Origin of the sequence: Selenomonas sp. FC4001 (assembly GCF_000701565.1) — a bacterium.
Taxonomy (GTDB): domain Bacteria; phylum Bacillota; class Negativicutes; order Selenomonadales; family Selenomonadaceae; genus Selenomonas_A; species Selenomonas_A ruminantium_B.
On sequence record NZ_KL370794.1, the window covers coordinates 154,699 to 172,073 of the forward strand.

The 17,375-nt window shown below is 50.4% G+C and carries 18 protein-coding genes, 1 tRNA gene and 1 riboswitch; of the genes, 16 read left to right on the plus strand and 3 right to left on the minus strand.

Translation table 11 applies throughout. The annotated features are described in order from the left end of the window. Positions 1 to 4 precede the first annotated feature (4 nt). From T320_RS13645 to T320_RS13655, 3 genes are read left to right on the plus strand one after another with little or no spacing between them, the layout of a single operon-like run. Entirely contained in the window at positions 5 to 622 is a 618-nt protein-coding gene (locus T320_RS13645) for a TerB family tellurite resistance protein (protein ID WP_037356996.1), read from the plus strand. Then, entirely contained in the window at positions 623 to 1,231 is a 609-nt protein-coding gene (locus T320_RS13650) for a hypothetical protein (protein WP_037356999.1), read from the plus strand. Then, a complete protein-coding gene (locus tag T320_RS13655; protein ID WP_197019446.1) occupies positions 1,224 to 1,448 on the plus strand; it encodes a type II toxin-antitoxin system HicB family antitoxin in 225 nt (74 codons plus the stop codon). The genes T320_RS13650 and T320_RS13655 overlap by 8 nt, the downstream gene beginning before the upstream one ends. Positions 1,449 to 1,503: 55 nt before the next feature. On the opposite strand, the gene thiW is transcribed toward T320_RS13655, so the two are convergent. From thiW to T320_RS13670, 3 genes are all read right to left on the minus strand, one after another. Next, the gene (thiW, locus tag T320_RS13660; protein WP_369793454.1) at positions 1,504 to 2,025 is read right to left on the minus strand and encodes an energy coupling factor transporter S component ThiW; all 522 of its coding nucleotides are present in this window, start codon (positions 2,023 to 2,025) and stop codon (positions 1,504 to 1,506) included. A 50-nt stretch (positions 2,026 to 2,075) separates the two neighbouring features. Further along, positions 2,076 to 2,183: riboswitch (TPP riboswitch) on the minus strand. Positions 2,184 to 2,217: 34 nt separating this feature from the next. Continuing rightward, positions 2,218 to 2,293, minus strand: a tRNA-Gln gene (locus T320_RS13665). 70 nt (positions 2,294 to 2,363) lie between these two features. Beyond that, the gene (locus T320_RS13670) at positions 2,364 to 3,767 is read right to left on the minus strand and encodes an MATE family efflux transporter (protein WP_051608847.1); all 1,404 of its coding nucleotides are present in this window, start codon (positions 3,765 to 3,767) and stop codon (positions 2,364 to 2,366) included. 105 nt (positions 3,768 to 3,872) lie between these two features. Between T320_RS13670 and T320_RS13675 the strand changes: the two genes are divergently transcribed. The 13 genes from T320_RS13675 to T320_RS13735 all read left to right on the plus strand — a co-directional run. After that, positions 3,873 to 4,724, plus strand: a complete 852-nt coding sequence (locus T320_RS13675) for a MerR family transcriptional regulator (RefSeq protein WP_037357005.1) — start codon at positions 3,873 to 3,875, stop codon at positions 4,722 to 4,724. Between the two features lie 121 nt (positions 4,725 to 4,845). Further along, positions 4,846 to 5,541 carry a DUF2225 domain-containing protein gene (locus T320_RS13680; RefSeq protein WP_037357008.1) on the plus strand — a complete coding sequence of 232 codons (696 nt, stop codon included), beginning with the start codon at positions 4,846 to 4,848 and terminating at the stop codon, positions 5,539 to 5,541. After that, complete coding sequence (locus T320_RS13685) at positions 5,538 to 6,224, plus strand: hypothetical protein (RefSeq protein WP_026760158.1); 687 nt, start codon at positions 5,538 to 5,540, stop codon at positions 6,222 to 6,224. Before T320_RS13680 ends, T320_RS13685 begins: the two co-directional genes overlap by 4 nt. 85 nt (positions 6,225 to 6,309) lie before the next feature. Further along, positions 6,310 to 7,887, plus strand: coding sequence for a DUF4127 family protein (locus T320_RS13690; protein ID WP_051608854.1), 1,578 nt, complete (start codon positions 6,310 to 6,312; stop codon positions 7,885 to 7,887). A 260-nt stretch (positions 7,888 to 8,147) separates the two neighbouring features. Then, the gene (locus T320_RS13695; RefSeq protein ID WP_037357015.1) at positions 8,148 to 9,407 is read left to right on the plus strand and encodes an NAD(P)/FAD-dependent oxidoreductase; all 1,260 of its coding nucleotides are present in this window, start codon (positions 8,148 to 8,150) and stop codon (positions 9,405 to 9,407) included. An 85-nt stretch (positions 9,408 to 9,492) separates the two neighbouring features. After that, positions 9,493 to 9,867, plus strand: a complete 375-nt coding sequence (locus T320_RS13700; RefSeq protein WP_037357017.1) for a RidA family protein — start codon at positions 9,493 to 9,495, stop codon at positions 9,865 to 9,867. A gap of 103 nt (positions 9,868 to 9,970) precedes the next feature. Next, positions 9,971 to 11,353, plus strand: coding sequence for a TrkH family potassium uptake protein (locus T320_RS13705; protein ID WP_037357020.1), 1,383 nt, complete (start codon positions 9,971 to 9,973; stop codon positions 11,351 to 11,353). 13 nt (positions 11,354 to 11,366) lie between these two features. Continuing rightward, the gene (locus T320_RS13710; RefSeq protein WP_037357076.1) at positions 11,367 to 12,023 is read left to right on the plus strand and encodes a potassium channel family protein; all 657 of its coding nucleotides are present in this window, start codon (positions 11,367 to 11,369) and stop codon (positions 12,021 to 12,023) included. 114 nt (positions 12,024 to 12,137) lie between these two features. After that, the gene (gene hrcA, locus T320_RS13715) at positions 12,138 to 13,181 is read left to right on the plus strand and encodes a heat-inducible transcriptional repressor HrcA (protein ID WP_037357023.1); all 1,044 of its coding nucleotides are present in this window, start codon (positions 12,138 to 12,140) and stop codon (positions 13,179 to 13,181) included. A gap of 61 nt (positions 13,182 to 13,242) precedes the next feature. After that, positions 13,243 to 13,848, plus strand: a complete 606-nt coding sequence (grpE, locus tag T320_RS13720; RefSeq protein WP_177166173.1) for a nucleotide exchange factor GrpE — start codon at positions 13,243 to 13,245, stop codon at positions 13,846 to 13,848. Between the two features lie 31 nt (positions 13,849 to 13,879). Continuing rightward, positions 13,880 to 15,742 carry a molecular chaperone DnaK gene (dnaK, locus tag T320_RS13725; protein ID WP_037357026.1) on the plus strand — a complete coding sequence of 621 codons (1,863 nt, stop codon included), beginning with the start codon at positions 13,880 to 13,882 and terminating at the stop codon, positions 15,740 to 15,742. Positions 15,743 to 15,806: 64 nt separating this feature from the next. Next, positions 15,807 to 16,973, plus strand: coding sequence for a molecular chaperone DnaJ (gene dnaJ / locus T320_RS13730; RefSeq protein ID WP_026760167.1), 1,167 nt, complete (start codon positions 15,807 to 15,809; stop codon positions 16,971 to 16,973). Positions 16,974 to 17,113: 140 nt separating this feature from the next. Continuing rightward, positions 17,114 to 17,375: transposase (locus T320_RS13735; RefSeq protein WP_037357029.1), on the plus strand; the 262-nt coding region annotated here is incomplete at its 3' end.

The following is a 17,375-nucleotide window of genomic DNA, read 5'->3' on the forward strand; positions in this document are numbered from 1 at the left end:
TGTTATGGGGCTTTTTCGCTTTGTGGGTGGCGCTTTAATTGGTATTGCATTGGCACCTGTAACTGGAGGAGCATCATTATTAGCAGTGGGGGCTGCTTCTGGTACGGTTGCTCACGTTGTTGGTGGCTGGAGCGATGAGAATGAAAAAAATGAAGCAAGGAGAGAAGGCCGTTTGGAAGGATATAATCAAGGATATGTTCATGGGCGTACAGAACGTGGGAGTGATGCGGAAGAAAAATTGGCTCGAATCTTGGAAAATGACTATAATCTTCAAATAGGAGCTTTTGCTTTGGGCCTTTATATAAGCAATGTGGATGGCATAGATGATGGTGAGATTGCTGTTATTACGGAACAACTTGGCGCACCTGATTCAACATTTCATAGTGAGTACGTTCGGTCTGAATTAAATAAATGTATAAAAAATATTGATGGCTATGATTTTGATTGGATATGCACAAATTATTTAGATAATGTTGCTGACAAGAAATTTGATTTATTAAAAGGATTGGTAAATGATGTTATTAGGGCGGATAATAACACTTCTCCCGAGGAACAGAGTTTCCTTGATAATCAATGGTATCCGTATCTTCGAGGCCGAGGCATAAATGTAGAAATGCGATAAATGTTTGTCTGGGATAGATTGGAAAAATCTATGTTTGCTGAATTGTATAGAGCTGTTGCCTCAAGGGTGTATTCTTATAAAGCAAGCAAGAATAATTATGATGCAGCATATCTAAAGAAAGTAATACAAAACATATTCCTTAATTGCGATATTCCTAATAATACGATTTTATGCCTTGAATCAGAAGAAAAGGTAGCTAAAGAGACTAGCAGTATCAATTTAGATAATCCAAATAGTGATACCGAATTCCTGGAAAAAGATGGGAATAAGATAGTAAGCTGCTATACTACTATAGATGATTATGGAAAAGTGATGATAGTAATATCGTTAGAATTACTCCGTAGAGAACTAGTAGAAATAGTAAACAGAGAGAAAGAAGTATCATCTTCCCAGATATTTGATATTCTGGATGGATTAATCATGCATGAAATATGGCATGCGCATCAGTTTCGCTATATTTATGATACGCATGGTAATCAAGAGGTTATAAACGTATGTAGAAGGGAAAAGGAATATCCGTATGGAGAAGGTCCCTTAGAGAGTGGGGCTAATGCATATAGGTGGTCATATGGAACAGATAAACAGGATTTGAAAGATGTGTTTGGATAATTTAGGAGAGAAGATGAATTATAAGGGCTATATTGGTAAAGTGGAATATGATAAAGAAAGTCACATCTATGCTGGTGAAGTTATCAATACCAGAACTGTGATAACATTTCAAGGCAAATCAGCAAAGGAAAGTGAAGATGCGTTTATGGCATCCGTGGATGATTACATTGAATGGTGTATGGTAGATGGCGTTAAGCCAGAGATAAATAATTTGTAGCATTTTAGGACCAAGAAAACCACCCTTTTGGTCGAGGGTGGTTTTTTCTATTATATTACTGTCCGTTTGTTGGGATTATATGGGTTACTTTCTGCAAATTGTAAAGGATAACGGCGGAAATCAAGGCGCCGGCGGCGGTGGAGATGAAGAAGGGCATGATGTAGACGTAGAAAGCTGCATTGCCTGCGCTTTGCCCTAAGAACAGGATGGCCAGCGGGTAAGCGCTAAGGCCGCCCAAGATGGCGGTGCCGAAGACTTCGCCGAGCAGGGCGGCGGTGATTTTATGGGTGTGGCGGTAAGCCAGCCCGCAGAGTAGGGCGCCGAACATGCTGCCGGGGAAGGCAAGTACGCTGCCGAGGCCTAACAGGTTTCGCAGCAGCGAGGCGGTGAAGGCCGCACCCACAGCGTACCAGGGACCGAGTAGAACGCCGCAGAGGATATTGACCATGTGCTGGATGGGGGCGCATTTACTGCCCAACACCGGAATGGAAAACAGGCTGCCAGCCACGGCAACGCCTGCCAGTACACCGGCCATTACAATTTTTTGTGTCTTGCTGTTCATCATTTTTGACTCCACCTTTCCAGATAAGACAAAAGCAGGAGACGCCGCCGGGCATCTCCTGCAATGAATCTCTCAGTATGACTTCCTACGGCGGCATTACCCGCATCAGGTAAAGGGTCGAAGTTGGATTACTTCCTCTCAGCCTGCTGACACAAGCTCCCCTGTTTGTAAAAAAAGAGCCGCACTTGCGACTCTTGATTGTTTAATTGGCAGGGGTAGCTGGACTCGAACCAACGCATGCGGGATTCAGAGACCCGTGCCTTACCAACTTGGCGATACCCCTGTGTGACGTCTGTCAACAGAAATAAATTATACGGATGTTTTACCAACTTGTCAACACTTTTTTGAAAAAATTATTTCAAGTTGGCAGTTTGGGGAATATGGCGGTATTTGCTGCGCTGTATGCGGCGCTCCTGGTAGCGTTCCAAAAAACTCTGCCGCTGCTCGTAGAGCAGGAAGAAAGAAAGCAGGACAGCAGCTAGGTCTGCTGCGGGAACGGCCAGCCATACGCCGTTGAAACCGATAAGGTTTGGCAAGAGCAGCAGGAAAATGACAATTCCTGCCAGATTCCGGGCAAAGGAGGCAATCGCCGAGGTCTTGCCGTCGGATATGGCGGTGAAGAATCCGGAGGTAAAGAGGTTAAAGCCCGAAAGCAGGAAGCTGAAGCCAAAGAGCAGGAAGCCGTTCACCGTAATGCTGTAGGCAGAACCGCCGTCCGGCAGGAACAGGTGAATAAGCGGCTCGGCAAGCACGCGGGAACCGATGAACGCCGTAAGGGAGAACAGTGCAATGCCCAGAAGCGCCAACTTCATCAGTCGCAGCAGTTCGCGGTAATTTTTGGCCCCAAACTGATAGGAGAAGATAGGGGCAATGCCGTTGCTGAATCCAACGAGCACGGAGGTTAAAAGCATTTCGGCATAGAGAATGACGGAAATTGCGGCCACGCCGTCTTCGCCTGCCCAGGCAAAGGTAATCACGTTAAAGAGAAACGTGGTCACGCCGATGGAAAGTTCCGTGACGAGTTCCGAGGAGCCATTGTACATGGCCTGTCCCAAGGCCCGCCATTCCATAACGGGAGCCATGAAGTGAATGAGGCGGCTGCGGCAGGCAAAATAATGCAGGCCGATAAGGGCGGCGGCGGTTTCGCCAAGGCCGGTGCCTAACGCTGCACCGGCAATGCCCAGTCCCATTTTTGCCATGAAGAGGTAGTCAAGGACAGCGTTTAAGATTCCCGATACCAGCGAAACCAGAAAGCCCTGAATGGGACGGCCGTCCGCGATAAAGAAGGCGTTAAAAATCAGCATCAGGGCTGCTGCCGGGAAAAAGGGCAGCAGGGTGACGATGTAGTTTACGCATTCGTCATAGAGCGCAGGGCTGGCACCTAAGAAGGCGAGCAGCGGCTCCATAAAGAGCCAGAGCATAAAGGCTAGGAAGGTGCTCAGCAACACGCCGCTGATGGTAATCAGGGTGAACCGTCTATTGGCAAGCTCGCGATTGTCCTCGCCCAAGGTTTTGGCAACCAGTGCCGAACCGCCGGAGGCGAGCATAATGGCCAGCCCCAATACGAGATTGAACGCCGGATAGACGATGTTGGATGCGGCCAGTGCGTCACTGCCGACGTAGCGCCCGATAAAGATGCCATCGGTTACGGTGTAGAGTGAAATCACAATCATCATTCCGATGGACGGGGTCGCAAACATCAGCAGTGACCACATACTGTGATGATAGGATAGGGGATTATGTGTGTTCTTAACCATTAAATAAAATCCTTTCTTTTCAACATAATTTCTTGAAGACTTGATTTTTATACTGTATATTAAGCATAAAGGATACAGTAACTGTAATGTCAAGGGGGATTTTTTATGGCACGTCACATGACCTTCCACGTGGGAGAGTTCGCCCAGATGACCGGAGTAAACAAGCGCACCCTTCATTATTATGACAGTGAGGGCATCTTCAGTCCGGACAGTGTGGAGTCCAATGGCTATCGGGCGTATTCTTCCCGTCAGTTCTATCCCTTCTATATGATTCGGATGTTTCGGGATATGGGCCTTGACCTTTCGGAAATCAAGGAGTATATGCAGGGGCGCACCCCCGAAAAGTTCGCGCAGCTTCTTTCCGAGCAGGAAGCGTGGCTCAATCAGGAAATGGCCAAGCTCAGGCGCATGAAACAGATTGTGGCCAATCAGCGGCATATTTTGGCCAAGGCGCGGGAAGTGAAAATGGATGAAGTAGAGGAACAGGAATTTGCCGACAGCAGGCTCGTGGTTTCGGAGAATTTGCGCCAGCTTTGCCTGCGGGAAGATTGGGAAGCTGTGGAACGGCAGTTCGCCACCCACCTGCGGGATGTGATGGAAGGAGAAGTATTGACCGGCTATACCTTCGGTGCTATGGTGTCACCGGAAGATTTCATGCGGCCAGGCCATGAGCAGATGGTCAGTTACTATTATGTGCTGACGGATAAACCATGGCGTCAGCTGTCGAAAAATTACCGCCGCTTGCGTAAGGGTGGAACTTATCTGGTGACTTACTTTGCCGGGGATTATATGAATATAGCAGCTTCCTATGAGCGTCTTAGAAATTATATGAAGAAGCACGATTGGAAGCCTGCGGGCTTTGCCTACGAGGAGAGTCTGATTGAAGATATGAGCACGGCGAATGCGCAGGAATTCATCACGCGCATTGCGGTGCCGGTTATTGAGCGAGGACGGTAATTTTCATTTATTTTTGCCGGGGAAAATGATATAATGGTAACAAGTATTGACATTTTAGCGGGAATTTTTCAGCAAACTCTAAGAATAGGATGCTAATATGGGTCCAAGGGAGGAATCAGCGATGGGAGAATTTACGTTTACCGTTGAGAAGAAGTGCCCGGTTTGTGGCGAATCTACCCGAGTCGTGAAAACAAAGGCCAAGATTACTGTGGAGCGCACAGATGAGGACTTTTGTGTTCATTACAAAGATTTCAACCCGTATCTGTATAAAATATGGTTCTGTGAAAAATGCGGCTATGCAGCGGACGAAAAGACTTTTCTGGCTCCCATGCCTGCGGTTCACAAGAAAAAAATCAAGGAATTCCTCGATAACCGCAAGCTGGGGATGCAGTTCGTTGAAGAACGCGGTGTTCCTGATGCAGTAGCAGCTTACAAGTTGGCTATTTTCTATGCGGAAATGACGGACCAGCCACTAGCAAAGCGTGCCGGTATGTACCTGGGGCTGGGCTGGATTTTCCGTTACTCCGGCGAACAGGACAAGGAATTTGAAATGATGCAGAAGGCTGCAGACCTCTATGACCATTCCATTATGACGGAGCGTTATCCTCAGAACGGAATGAGCGATGACACGGCAGTTTATTTGGTGGGGGCTATTTATTACCGCATGCATGAGCTTGAGAAAGCCACCCAGTATCTGTCCCGCCTGATTGGTGACCAGAGTCTGCGTGACCGCGATATTCAGCTCTATAAGAGAGCCCGCGATTTGTGGCAGAGCGTTCGCGAGGAGCAGGGCGAAACTAAGGAGGAAAACAAGTGATTGATTTGCCAGCAAATTGGCAGGAGCAGTTACAGAACATCGACTGGGGCAAAGTGCAGGAGAAAGTTGCTGACTATGGCCCGGCGTTGAAGGTCATTAAAGATACATGGGATAGAGAAACCCTGGCCGAAATCAGCCAGGGTAATCTCTTTGTGTCGGACAAAATGCTCAATGAAGTTATTGCCAAGAATATCAAAGAAGATAGTCCCGCCAAGTCCGTAGTGCTTGAATCCAAGGCAAACGGACGGTTGAATGTTACCGTGGATACGGCTAAAATTGGCAAGGTGGAACTTTCCGGTGAAGTGAAGGAATTTGTCCATGATGGGGACAAATCCTATATGGTCTATCGGGTGCGGGAACGCAATATTCCCAATCACGGACTGATGTCCTGGGTGTTTTCCCGGATATCGCTGGCCATGGCGCAGCGTATGGTAGGCAAATTGGAGATTTCCGAGGATTTGCCGGTAGAGATTAAGAGTAATTCCGTGCGGATTGATTACAGCAAGGTACTGGCAGAGTCGGACTTTGGCAAGACCATGTTCCATGGCCACCGCCTGCTCGACATGATTGAGATAGAGAAGGCCACCCCGAAAGAGGGCGGCATCATGTTCCAGACCAAACTCCATGTACCCGATGATGTGAAAGATGATTTGAAGGCACTTTTGCCACAGAAGAATAAATGACGGCAGTTGAACCTGCTGTGAAGGGAGCGATTTTTTGTCCAGTTGGTATAAGCGGGGTACTGCCTTTTTAGCCCTGCTACTGGCTATGGTGATGTTTATGCCTGCCGGTTTTGCCCGGCATAAGGAAGTAAAGCCAGATAAGATTCTGTTTATCCCCCATGACAATCGGCCCATTTCGGACAAACAGACCGCGGAGGTCGTGCAAAAACTGGGGTATGAGGTGGTCGTGCCGCCGGATAATCTGCTGGGAAACCGGGAGAATTTGGGCAATCCGGATGCTCTTTGGACATGGATACATGCCAATGCCAAGGATGCCAAGGCAGCGGTGATTTCTTCGGACTCGCTGGTATATGGCAGTCTGGTGGGATCCCGCAAGCATAATTACAACAAGGGGGAAGTGCTCGAACGGGCTTCCCGCTTCCGTCAGTTCCGTAAGGAAAATCCCAAACTGCCGCTCTATGTCTTTGGATCCATCATGCGCACGCCTCGCAGCGGTGAGGCTTCGGGCCATGAGGAACCCAAGTACTACCGCAGCTATGGCGGTGATATCTTCCGTTACACGGTGCTCAGCGACAAGGAAGAAGTGGAGGGCCTGAGCCGCCGCGAGACGAAGGAAAAGGCCTTTTTGCAGGAACTTATTCCCAAAAAGGATTTGGCAGACTGGTTGGGACGAAGGGGCAAGAATTATTCGGTCAATGAGGAACTTATCAAGCTCACCCGTGGCAATGTCTTTGACTATCTGGTGCTGGGCCGGGATGATAATGCGCCTTATTGCCAGACCCATATGGAGAGCCGTCATCTGTCGGAATCCGGCAAGGATTTGGGCAAGGCACGCTTCCAGACCATGGCAGGCATTGACGAAATGGCCATGCTGCTGATGGCCAGAGCTGTAAATAACCTGCGCCGGGACGTGCCCTTTGTCTATACCCGCTACAACTGGGGACGCGGGCCGAATACCGTGCCTGCCTATTCCGATGAAAAAATCAACATTTCCATTCAGGATGCCATTATCGCGGCTGGCGGCATGCCGGTTACCAGCCCTGCGCGGGCGGATTTGGTGCTGATGGTCAATACCAATCCCAATGGCAAGACTTACGAAGCCAATGCGCGCAGCAATGATGGTTCGGAGCGGGAAGGCACCAAGTACTTTGCGGATTTGGTCAGCGATTACGTGGGCAAAGGCTATCCCGTAGGCATTGCGGATATTGCCTATGCCAATGGCGCCGACAACGCTTTGATGGAACAGCTGAAAAAACGCAAGCTGCTCTTTAAGATTCGTGCGTATTCCGGCTGGAACACGCCCACCAACAGCTCCGGCTTTGTCATTGGTGAGGGCATGCTGGTGCGCAACATGAAGAAAGATGATGTGGATGCCCTGTTGTTGACCCGTTATCTGGATGACTGGGGGTATCAGGCTAATGTGCGCAATACCATTGCCCGCCAGCTTACCTGGCTGCGGGGCGAAGGTGTATACGGCAGTCTGGATGCCAAGCGCGAGGCTGTGTCCCTGCGCACGCAGACCATGATGAAACGCTTCGCGACGGAAAATCTGCCGCCGTTCCCCAGTCTGGAAGAAATCTATGTTTACTTCCCTTGGAACCGCTTGTTTGAATCCGATGTTCAGCATCAGGTTTACAAGGAAATTCACTTCTTCAAAAAATAAATCGTTACCCGTTGGAGGCCGTTGCACAAATGTGACGGTCTCCATTTTTACGCCTAAAAAAGGGGAAGTCGGAGAGAATAATGGCGTATTTCCTGTCGCTAAGAATAGACAATAATAAATTGACTGAAAAATGTAAATTTCCTCTTGCAATTATCGCTGAACGTGTTATTATGTTATCCATGAGAGAAAAGTGCTTTTTTTCACAAGTTAAAGTTAAATTTTTCACGAATTATAATGAGCAGTGACTGGGAGGGCTTTTAATGGCAGATAAGAAACCGCGTATCGTTATAGTAGGCGCAGGCTTTGGCGGCGTCAAACTGGCAAAACTGTTTGCGAAAGATGATGTGGAGATCACTTTGGTAGACCGTCATAACTATCACCTGTTTCAGCCGCTGTTGTACCAGGTATCCACGGCGGTATTGTCTACAGATGAAATCGCTTATCCTATCCGCACTTTCTTCCGGAAGAACCCCAACGTGGAATTCTTCATGGCGAAAGCCCAGGGCGTTGACCAGTCCCGCAATGTACTTCTGACCAACCACGGGGAAATCGAGTATGATTATCTGGTGCTGGCTGCTGGTGCGACTACGAACTTCTTCGGCATGAAGGAAGTGGAGGAACACTCCTTCGGCATGAAGTCCCTGCAGGAAGCGCTGCATATCCGCAACCATGTGCTCCATATGTTCGAGCGTGCCAACAAGAGCAAGGACCCGGAAGAACGCAAAAAGATGCTGAGCTTCGTCATCGTCGGCGGCGGCCCCACGGGTATCGAAGAAGCCGGTGCTATCTCGGAGCTGGTGGGCATCCAGAAAAAGGAATTCCACAATCTCGACTTCAGCGAAGTTTCCATTAAGCTTATCGAAGCAACTCCTAACGTACTGCCCATGATGCCGCAGAATCTTCGTGACCATACGGTGGAAGTTCTGCGGGGCAAAGGTGTGGAAGTCCTGCTCAATACGCAGGTAGTCGGCTATGACGGGCACATCATCAAGCTCAAGAGCGGCGAAGAAATCCCTACGGGTACTCTTATCTGGGCTGCTGGTGTCAAGGCGGTTCCCTTTATCGCAGATTGCGGTGGCGAAGTGGATAGAGCAGGCCGCGTAATCGTGGATGAAAACCTGCGCGTCAACGGCAGCAAGAATGTTTTCGCCATTGGCGACTGCGCTAACTTCTGTCACGGCACGGAGCGCCCGCTGCCGACAGTGGCGCCGGTGGCCACGCAGGAAGCCAAGGTCGCACATGAAAACATCCTGCGCCTGATTCGCGGTGAGGAAAATCTGCAGACCTTCGTCTACAAGGATTTGGGGGCTATGGCAACGATTGGCCGTGGTCAGGCTGTCGTGGCCAAGACCAGCATGAATCCGGAAATGACCGGCTTTATCGCCTGGTGCGCCTGGATGTTCATTCACCTCATCCGTCTGGCCGGTACCCATACCAACATCACAGTGGCCATCAAGTGGACCTGGAACCTCCTGTCCGGTACGCGTCTCGGACGCATTATCACGAATATCAAAATCTGACTGTTAACTTGTAACAACATATAGATTGCGGTAAAATGGATACGGTACGTTTGTGCCGTATCCATTTTTTTAGGGAGGAATCATCATGCAAGTTATTCATACCGACAAGGCTCCGGCGGCCGTAGGCCCCTATAGCCAGGCTATCAAGGCAGGCAATACGCTCTATCTGTCCGGGCAGATTGCCATCAACCCTGCTGAAGGCAAGATTGTGGCCACGACCATTGAAGAACAGGCCGAACAGTGCTGCTGCAATATCGAAGCGGTGCTCAAAGAAGCCGGTACCGATATGAGCAAAGTGGTAAAGACCACCTGTTTTTTGGCAGAGATTGCAGACTTCAAGGCTTTTAATGAAGTCTATGCCAAGCATTTTATCAGCAAGCCGGCCCGCAGCTGTGTGGCAGTGAAGGACTTGCCGGCTGGGGCACTTTGCGAAATCGAAGCGATTGTAGTAATGGAATAATAGATTGTCATGACGGTAGGAAGCGGCTGGTGTAAGTTCTGGCAGCGCTTCCTGCCGTCAGCTGTTATGATGGATTTTCGCTCACAAGGGAGTGAGGATATTGATGATAAAAGATGAGGAAGAAGATTTCCTGCATAAGGTCACAAATGTAAAAGCCCAGCAGAAATTCCGCTTAAAGCCGACCCAGACCATTTTGCTGAGTTTTGTGCTGATGATCAGCTTAGGGACGATGCTGCTTATGCTGCCGGTCAGCACCACAAGCGACAAGGGCCTGCCGTTCATGGATGCGCTTTTCGTATCCACATCGGCTTCCTGCGTTACCGGGCTTACAGTAGTGGACGTGAAGAACGATTTGAGCTTCTTTGGCAAATGCGTTATGCTCATGCTGATTCAGGTGGGAGGCCTCGGGATTATGACCTTGGCCACCATGGCGGCGCATGCCATGGGCTATCGCTTCCGCCTGAAGCAGAGCCTTGTCCTGCAGGAATCCTTAAATCAAAGCGGGCGTGCTGGACTCTTTGGCCTGATTCGGCGCATGATTATCTATACGCTGGTGGTGGAGGGCTTTTTTGCGTTGCTGCTCACATGGCATCTTTACCCTGAAATTGGTTTTGATGCGGTGGGGTATGGAATTTTCCATGCGGTGTCGGCTTTTTGCAATGCGGGCTTTGATCTGTTTGGCAATTATGACAGTCTTTGTAAACGGCCGGATGATATATTCCTCATGGCAGGGATTGGCCTGCCCATTATTTTGGGCGGGATAGGGTTTACCGTGATGTATGATGTGCTGCATGCAGGCGGCTGGCGGAAGTATTCCCTGCATACGAAGATTGTTCTGGTCAGCACGTTGATTTTGATTATAGGCGGTACGCTCCTGATTTGGGGCATTGAAACAGGGAATAGTCATACCATCGGGGAAATGCCACTGGGGCAGCAAATAGCGCACGCCGCGTTTATGTCGGTTTCCTGCCGGACGGCGGGCTTTAACTCCTTTGATTTGGCGCAATGCACACAGATTACCAAGTTGGTGATGATTATTCTGATGTTTATCGGTGCATCGCCGCTATCCACTGGCGGCGGCATCAAGGGAACGACTTTTTTCGTCATCATGCGGTCGGTGTGGGCTGTTTTCCGCGGGGAGAGTGAACTTACCGTCTTTGGCCGGGCCATCAGCAAGGAGTTGCGGGATCAGGCCTTTGCCATCTTTACCATTGGTACACTTTGGGTGGTGTCCATGGGAATATTACTTTCCATTATCGATGGTGAGGTACATGACCTCGAAGATGTGGTTTTTGAAACGGTGTCGGCTTTTGGCACGGTCGGCATGGGCATTGGCATAACTCTTAGCTGGAATGACTGGGGCAAGGGGCTGCTGTCTTTGACGATGCTGTTGGGCAGGGTGGGGATTATGACCTTCCTGCTGTCCTTTATCTGGCAGAAGCAATCCACCATTAAACATCCGGAAGAAGATATTATGATTGGATAAGGAAGGGGTTATTATGGCAAGCAAACGGCAATTTGCGGTTTTGGGACTTGGGCGCTTTGGCATCAGCGCAGCCCAGACGCTGGAAGAAATGGGATATGAAGTATTGGGCGTGGATATGGATGAAAATCTGGTATCCTCGCTGGCAGAATCCCTGTCGCAGGTGGTGAGCTTTGATATGCGCGATGCCCGGGCGATGGACCAGGTGGGCATCGACCATTTCGACACGGTGATTATCGCCTCGAAGAATCTCGAAGCCAGCCTGATGGCGACCATGCTCTGCAAGGAGCGCAATGTGCCGGAAATTCTGGTCAAAGCCATCGATGACCGTCATGCGGACATGGCCCGCAGGCTCGGCGCGACGAAGGTAGTCTTTTCTGAACGGGATATGGCCCGCCGCACCGTGATGCATCTGGTGTCGGACAATGCGGTGGATTATATTGATTTGGCTGGCAGTCTCAAGATTATCAATGTCAAAACACCGAAAGGGCTTTTGGGAAAGACTTTGCTGGAGGCCAACTTGCGGGGACGCTATAATGTCAACGTGGTGGCCATCCGTCATGGCCATGAAACCATGGTTACGCCGCCGCCGACTTACCGCTTTGCGGAGGGGGATAACATCTTCATTATCGGTAAGGAATCGTCCCTGGCAGAATTGGAAAAGGATTTTTGATTTTTTGACTTTTTATCACTTGACTTTTTGTTTTATTCGCGGTATCATTCTTATAGACTTAAATTTAGCACTCATCATTTCAGAGTGCTAACAGAAGTCAGGAGGAGGGAGCACATGACCGGTAAGCTGTATGAGCTGGATGAGCGCAAGCAGCGGGTGTTAAAGGCCGTTATTGACGATTACATCGAATCGGCAGAGCCGGTAGGCTCCCGTGCACTGGCCCGCAAACATGATTTGGGGGTGAGTCCGGCTACCATCCGCAATGAGATGGCGGATTTGGAAATGCTGGGGTATCTTCAGCATCTGCACACCTCATCGGGACGGGTGCCATCCTCCAAGGGCTATCGCTTTTATGTGGACGGTCTGATTCCGCCCAAGCCTGTAAGCGATGAAGAAAAAGCACTGATTGACCGCTGGTATAAGACCAGGGTGCAGCGAATTGACCAGGTCTTTGAGGAAACGGCCAAGCTGATATCGGCGGTGACCAAGAATGTTTCGTTGGTACTGGCGCCGCAGATGACACAGGCCCAGTTCCGCTGCCTGCAGTTCCTGCCGCTGGACAGCCGCAGGGTTATCACGGTGCTGATGACGGATGCAGGCTTTATCGAAAACAAGATTATGGAGATGCCGGAAGGAGCAGAGTTCGAGGACTTCCAGCGCATGGCGGCGGTTATCAACAAGAATCTGGCCGGCCATACACTGCAGACAATCGAGCATCACTCGCTGGCAGAAATTCGGGATGAAATCCGCGACGAAGGCCTTTATGAATCGGCCTTGTCCATTATCCAGCGGGCACTTGACACCGGCAAGCAGGAACGCCTCTACTTAGGCGGTACGACTAAGATGCTGGAACAGCCCGAATACCATGATGTGGAAAAGGTCAAGCATATGCTCATGACCCTTGAAGAAGAAGAACTCATGAAGGATATCCTCAGAGCTCATATCGGTGATGGCTTGGAAGTCACCATCGGTCAGGAGAACGAGGACAGCCACTTCAAGGACAGCAGCATCATCACAGCGACCTATCATTTGGATGGTGAGCTCTTAGGAACCATTGCAGTGCTGGGGCCGACCCGCATGGAGTACGCCAAGGCCATGAGCCTCTTGGAGTACATGAACAGTAATCTGACACAGGTTATTAAACGCTTTCACTGGTAGCTGCCAGTATTGGAGCGAAATATAAATACCTTGGAAAGAGGTGAAGGAATTGCCATCATTCATGAAAGATGAATTAAAGAAGAAGGATGAGCAAAAGCTGGAGGAAATGCAGCAGGAAATCAATGCTGTCGATGCTGATGAAGCCGATGAGGCGGAAGAAGCAGCCAGCGAAAGCGCAGAAAGTGAAAATGAAGAAACTCAGGAACCTCAGGACGAAGCTGCTGCCCAGATTGAAAAATTGACGGCAGAGCTCAAGGAGAAGGAAGACCGTGTCCTGCGCCTGCAGGCGGATTTTGAAAATTTCCGCCGCCGCACGAGCAAGGAAAAGGAAGAACTCTCCGCTGTGGTTACCCAGGGAATGCTCAAAGATATGCTGCCGCTTTTGGATAACTTCGAGCGCGCTATGGCCGCCGAAGCCAAAGACGGCGAGGCTTTCCAGAAGGGCGTGGAAATGATTTTCACGCAGTTCACGGAAATCCTCAAGAAGAACGGCCTCGAACATATTGAAGTGGAAGGTCAGAAATTTGACCCGAACTTCCATCAGGCCGTGATGCGCGTGCAGAATGCAGATATGGAAGATGATGACATCGCCCAGGAACTGCAGAAGGGCTACATGGTCAAAGGCCGTGTAATCCGTCCGAGCATGGTGCAGGTAGTTGCTAATTAATTCGTTTATAAAGTTTTTAGGAGGATAAATCATGTCAAAGGTTATTGGTATTGACTTAGGTACGACGAACTCTGTTGTATCCGTTATGGAAGGCGGCGAACCGACCGTTATCACGAACCCGGAAGGCAGCCGTATCACCCCGTCTGTTGTTGGTTTCACGAAGGACGGCCAGCGCCTCGTTGGTCAGCTAGCTAAGCGTCAGGCTGTGTCCAACCCGGACCGCACGATTGCTTCCATCAAACGCCACATGGGCGAAAATGACTACAAGGTCAGCATTGATGGCAAGGATTACACCCCGCAGGAAATCTCCGCTATGGTTCTGCAGAAGCTCAAAGCTGATGCAGAGGCATATCTGGGCGAAACCGTAAGCCAGGCTGTAATCACGGTTCCGGCTTACTTCAACGACAGCCAGCGTCAGGCTACCAAAGATGCTGGTAAGATTGCCGGCCTCGAAGTTCTGCGTATCATCAACGAACCGACGGCTGCTGCTCTGGCTTACGGCCTTGACAAGGATGAAGACGAAACGGTTCTCGTATTCGACCTCGGCGGTGGTACGTTCGACGTGTCCATCCTCGAACTCTCCAGCGGTACGTTCGAAGTTCTCGCAACCAACGGCGATACGTTCCTCGGCGGTGATGACTTCGACCAGAAGGTTATGGACTGGATGGTAGAAGAATTCAAGAAGGAAAACAACATCGACCTGTCTCAGGACAAGATGGCTGCTCAGCGCCTCAAGGAAGCTGCCGAAAAAGCTAAGATTGAGCTTTCCAGCATGACCCAGACGAACATCAACCTGCCGTTCATCACGGCTGATGCTACGGGCCCGAAACATCTCGACCTCACGCTGTCCCGTGCGAAGTTCGATGAACTGACCCGTGACCTCGTAGAACGCACGATGGAACCGACCCGTAAGGCTATGGCTGACGCTGACCTCTCCGGCAGTGACATCAGCAAGGTTATCCTCGTTGGTGGTTCTTCCCGTATCCCGGCTGTGCAGGAAGCTATTCGTCAGTTCCTCGCTAAAGAACCGTCTAAGGGCGTTAACCCGGATGAATGCGTATCCGTTGGTGCTGCTATTCAGGGCGGTGTACTGGTCGGCGAAGTTAAGGACGTACTGCTCCTCGACGTTACGCCGCTGTCCCTCGGTATCGAAACCCTCGGCGGTGTCTGCACGAAGATTATCGAGCGCAACACGACGATTCCGACCCACAAGAGCCAGGTATTCTCCACGGCTGCGGATAACCAGCCGTCCGTTGATATCCATGTTCTGCAGGGCGAACGCGAAATGGCTGCCGGCAACAAGACGCTGGGCCGCTTCGAACTCTCCGATATTCCTCCTGCACCGCGTGGTGTTCCTAAGATTGAAGTTTCCTTCGATATCGATGCCAACGGTATCGTGCATGTATCTGCAAAAGACCTCGGCACGGGCAAGGAACAGAAGATTACGATTCAGTCCGATGGCGGCATGACGAAGGAAGACATTGACCGTATGGTTAAGGAAGCTGAAGCGCATGCAGCTGAAGATAAGAAGCAGAAAGAAGCCGTTGAGGTTAAGAACCAGGGCGAAAGCCTTGCATATCAGGCCGAAAAGACCCTGAAAGACCTCGGCGACAAGGCAGATAAGACGCAGGCTGCTAATGTTCAGGCTGGCATTGATAAGCTCAAAGAAGCCCTCAAGGGTGGCGACACGGATGCCATCAAGAAGGCTACGGAAGAACTGCAGAAGCCGCTCTATGAAATGAGTGCCGCAGCATATCAGCAGGCTCAGGCCGCTGGCGCACAGGGGGCACCGGGCGCAGATGCAGGTGCTAATGCTGGTGCTCAGCAGCAGGCTAAGGCTGATGATGATGTAGTTGATGCCGAATATACGGAAGTCAAAGACGATAAGAAATAATCATTTGCTTTGATGGATTGTTGGGAGCCGTATGGCTCCCAATCGTTTTTAAGGATGGTGCAACGTGAGCGAAAAACGCGATTATTATGAGGTGCTGGGCGTTAGTAAAGGTGCCTCGGAAGCCGAAATCAAAAAGGCTTATAAAAAAATGGCCCGCAAATATCATCCCGACCTGAACCGTGACGACCCCAAAACTGCTGAAGAAAAGTTCAAAGAGGTCAATGAAGCCTATGATGTCTTAAAGGACCCGCAAAAGAAAGCAGCCTATGACCAGTTCGGCCATGATGCCTTCGCAAATGGCATGGGCGGTGGCGGAGCCGGTGGCTTTGGCGGTTTCGGTGGCGGCGGCTTTGGTGGTTTTGGCGGCGGCGAAGGCTTCGGGGATATCTTCGATATGTTCTTCGGTGGCGGCGGCCGCCGTTCCAGCGGCCGTCCCGGTCCGGAACGCGGCAGCGACCTGCGCTACGATTTGGAGATTTCCTTTGAAGAAGCAGCCTTTGGCAAGGAAGCGGAACTTTCTGTTCCGCGCACGGAACAGTGCGACCACTGCCATGGTACGGGCGCAGCTCCGGGGACCAGCCCGGAAACCTGCCCGGATTGTAATGGTACGGGTACTCGCCAGACTGTGGCCAATACGCCCTTTGGCCGCATGGTCAATCAAACGACCTGCGGACGCTGCCATGGTACAGGCAAGATTGTCAAGAATCCCTGCTCGAACTGTAACGGCACGGGCCGCAAGAAGGTTACGCGGAAAATCAAGGTCAACATCCCGAAAGGCGTGGACAATGGTTCCCGCGTGCGCGTGAGCGGCGGCGGTGAAGCTGGCGTTCGTGGCGGCGGCAATGGTGACCTTTACGTTTACATCTTTATCCGTCCGCATAAGATTTTCCAGCGTGAGGGCTATGATGTAATCGTGGAAGTGCCCATTTCCTTTGTACAGGCTGCACTCGGCGACAAGGTTCAGGTGCCGACCATTGATGGTACGGTGGAAGTCAAGGTACCTGCCGGCACGCAGTCGGGCAAAATCCTGCGCTTGCGTGAGCGCGGTATTCCGCACCTGCGCGGCAATGGACGCGGTGACGAGCATGTGGTCATCAAGGTGCTCACGCCGCAGAACCTCAACCAGCGCCAGAAGGAACTCCTTAAAGAGTTCGGCGAAATCAGCGGGGATAAGGTGAATCCGGAGCAGAAGAGCTTCCTGGATAACATCAAAAATCTCTTCAAAAAGTAAGACAAGATAGGTCGATGCGTGACGGCAGGGCAGGTGACTGCCTGCGCGAGAGTATGAAAAAATCTCTGTAAATTAACTTTCCCCGAAAATATAAGGTCTTCTATGATAAACTATAATCAAATCATAGGAGGCCTTTTATCATGGCAAGACAGAAAAAAGAGATTCACAAAGTAGAAATGACCGATGGCAAGCGAGCCATCATCCAGCAACTGTTCCAAGAGTACAACATCGAGAGCGCTACTGATATCCAAGATGCCTTGAAAGACTTGCTGGGCGGCACCATCAAGCAAATGATGGAAACGGAAATGGATGAGCATCTGGGCTACAGTAAGTCTGAACGCTCCGATAGTGAGAATTCCCGCAACGGATACAAAACCAAGCGTGTCAACAGCAGTTATGGCA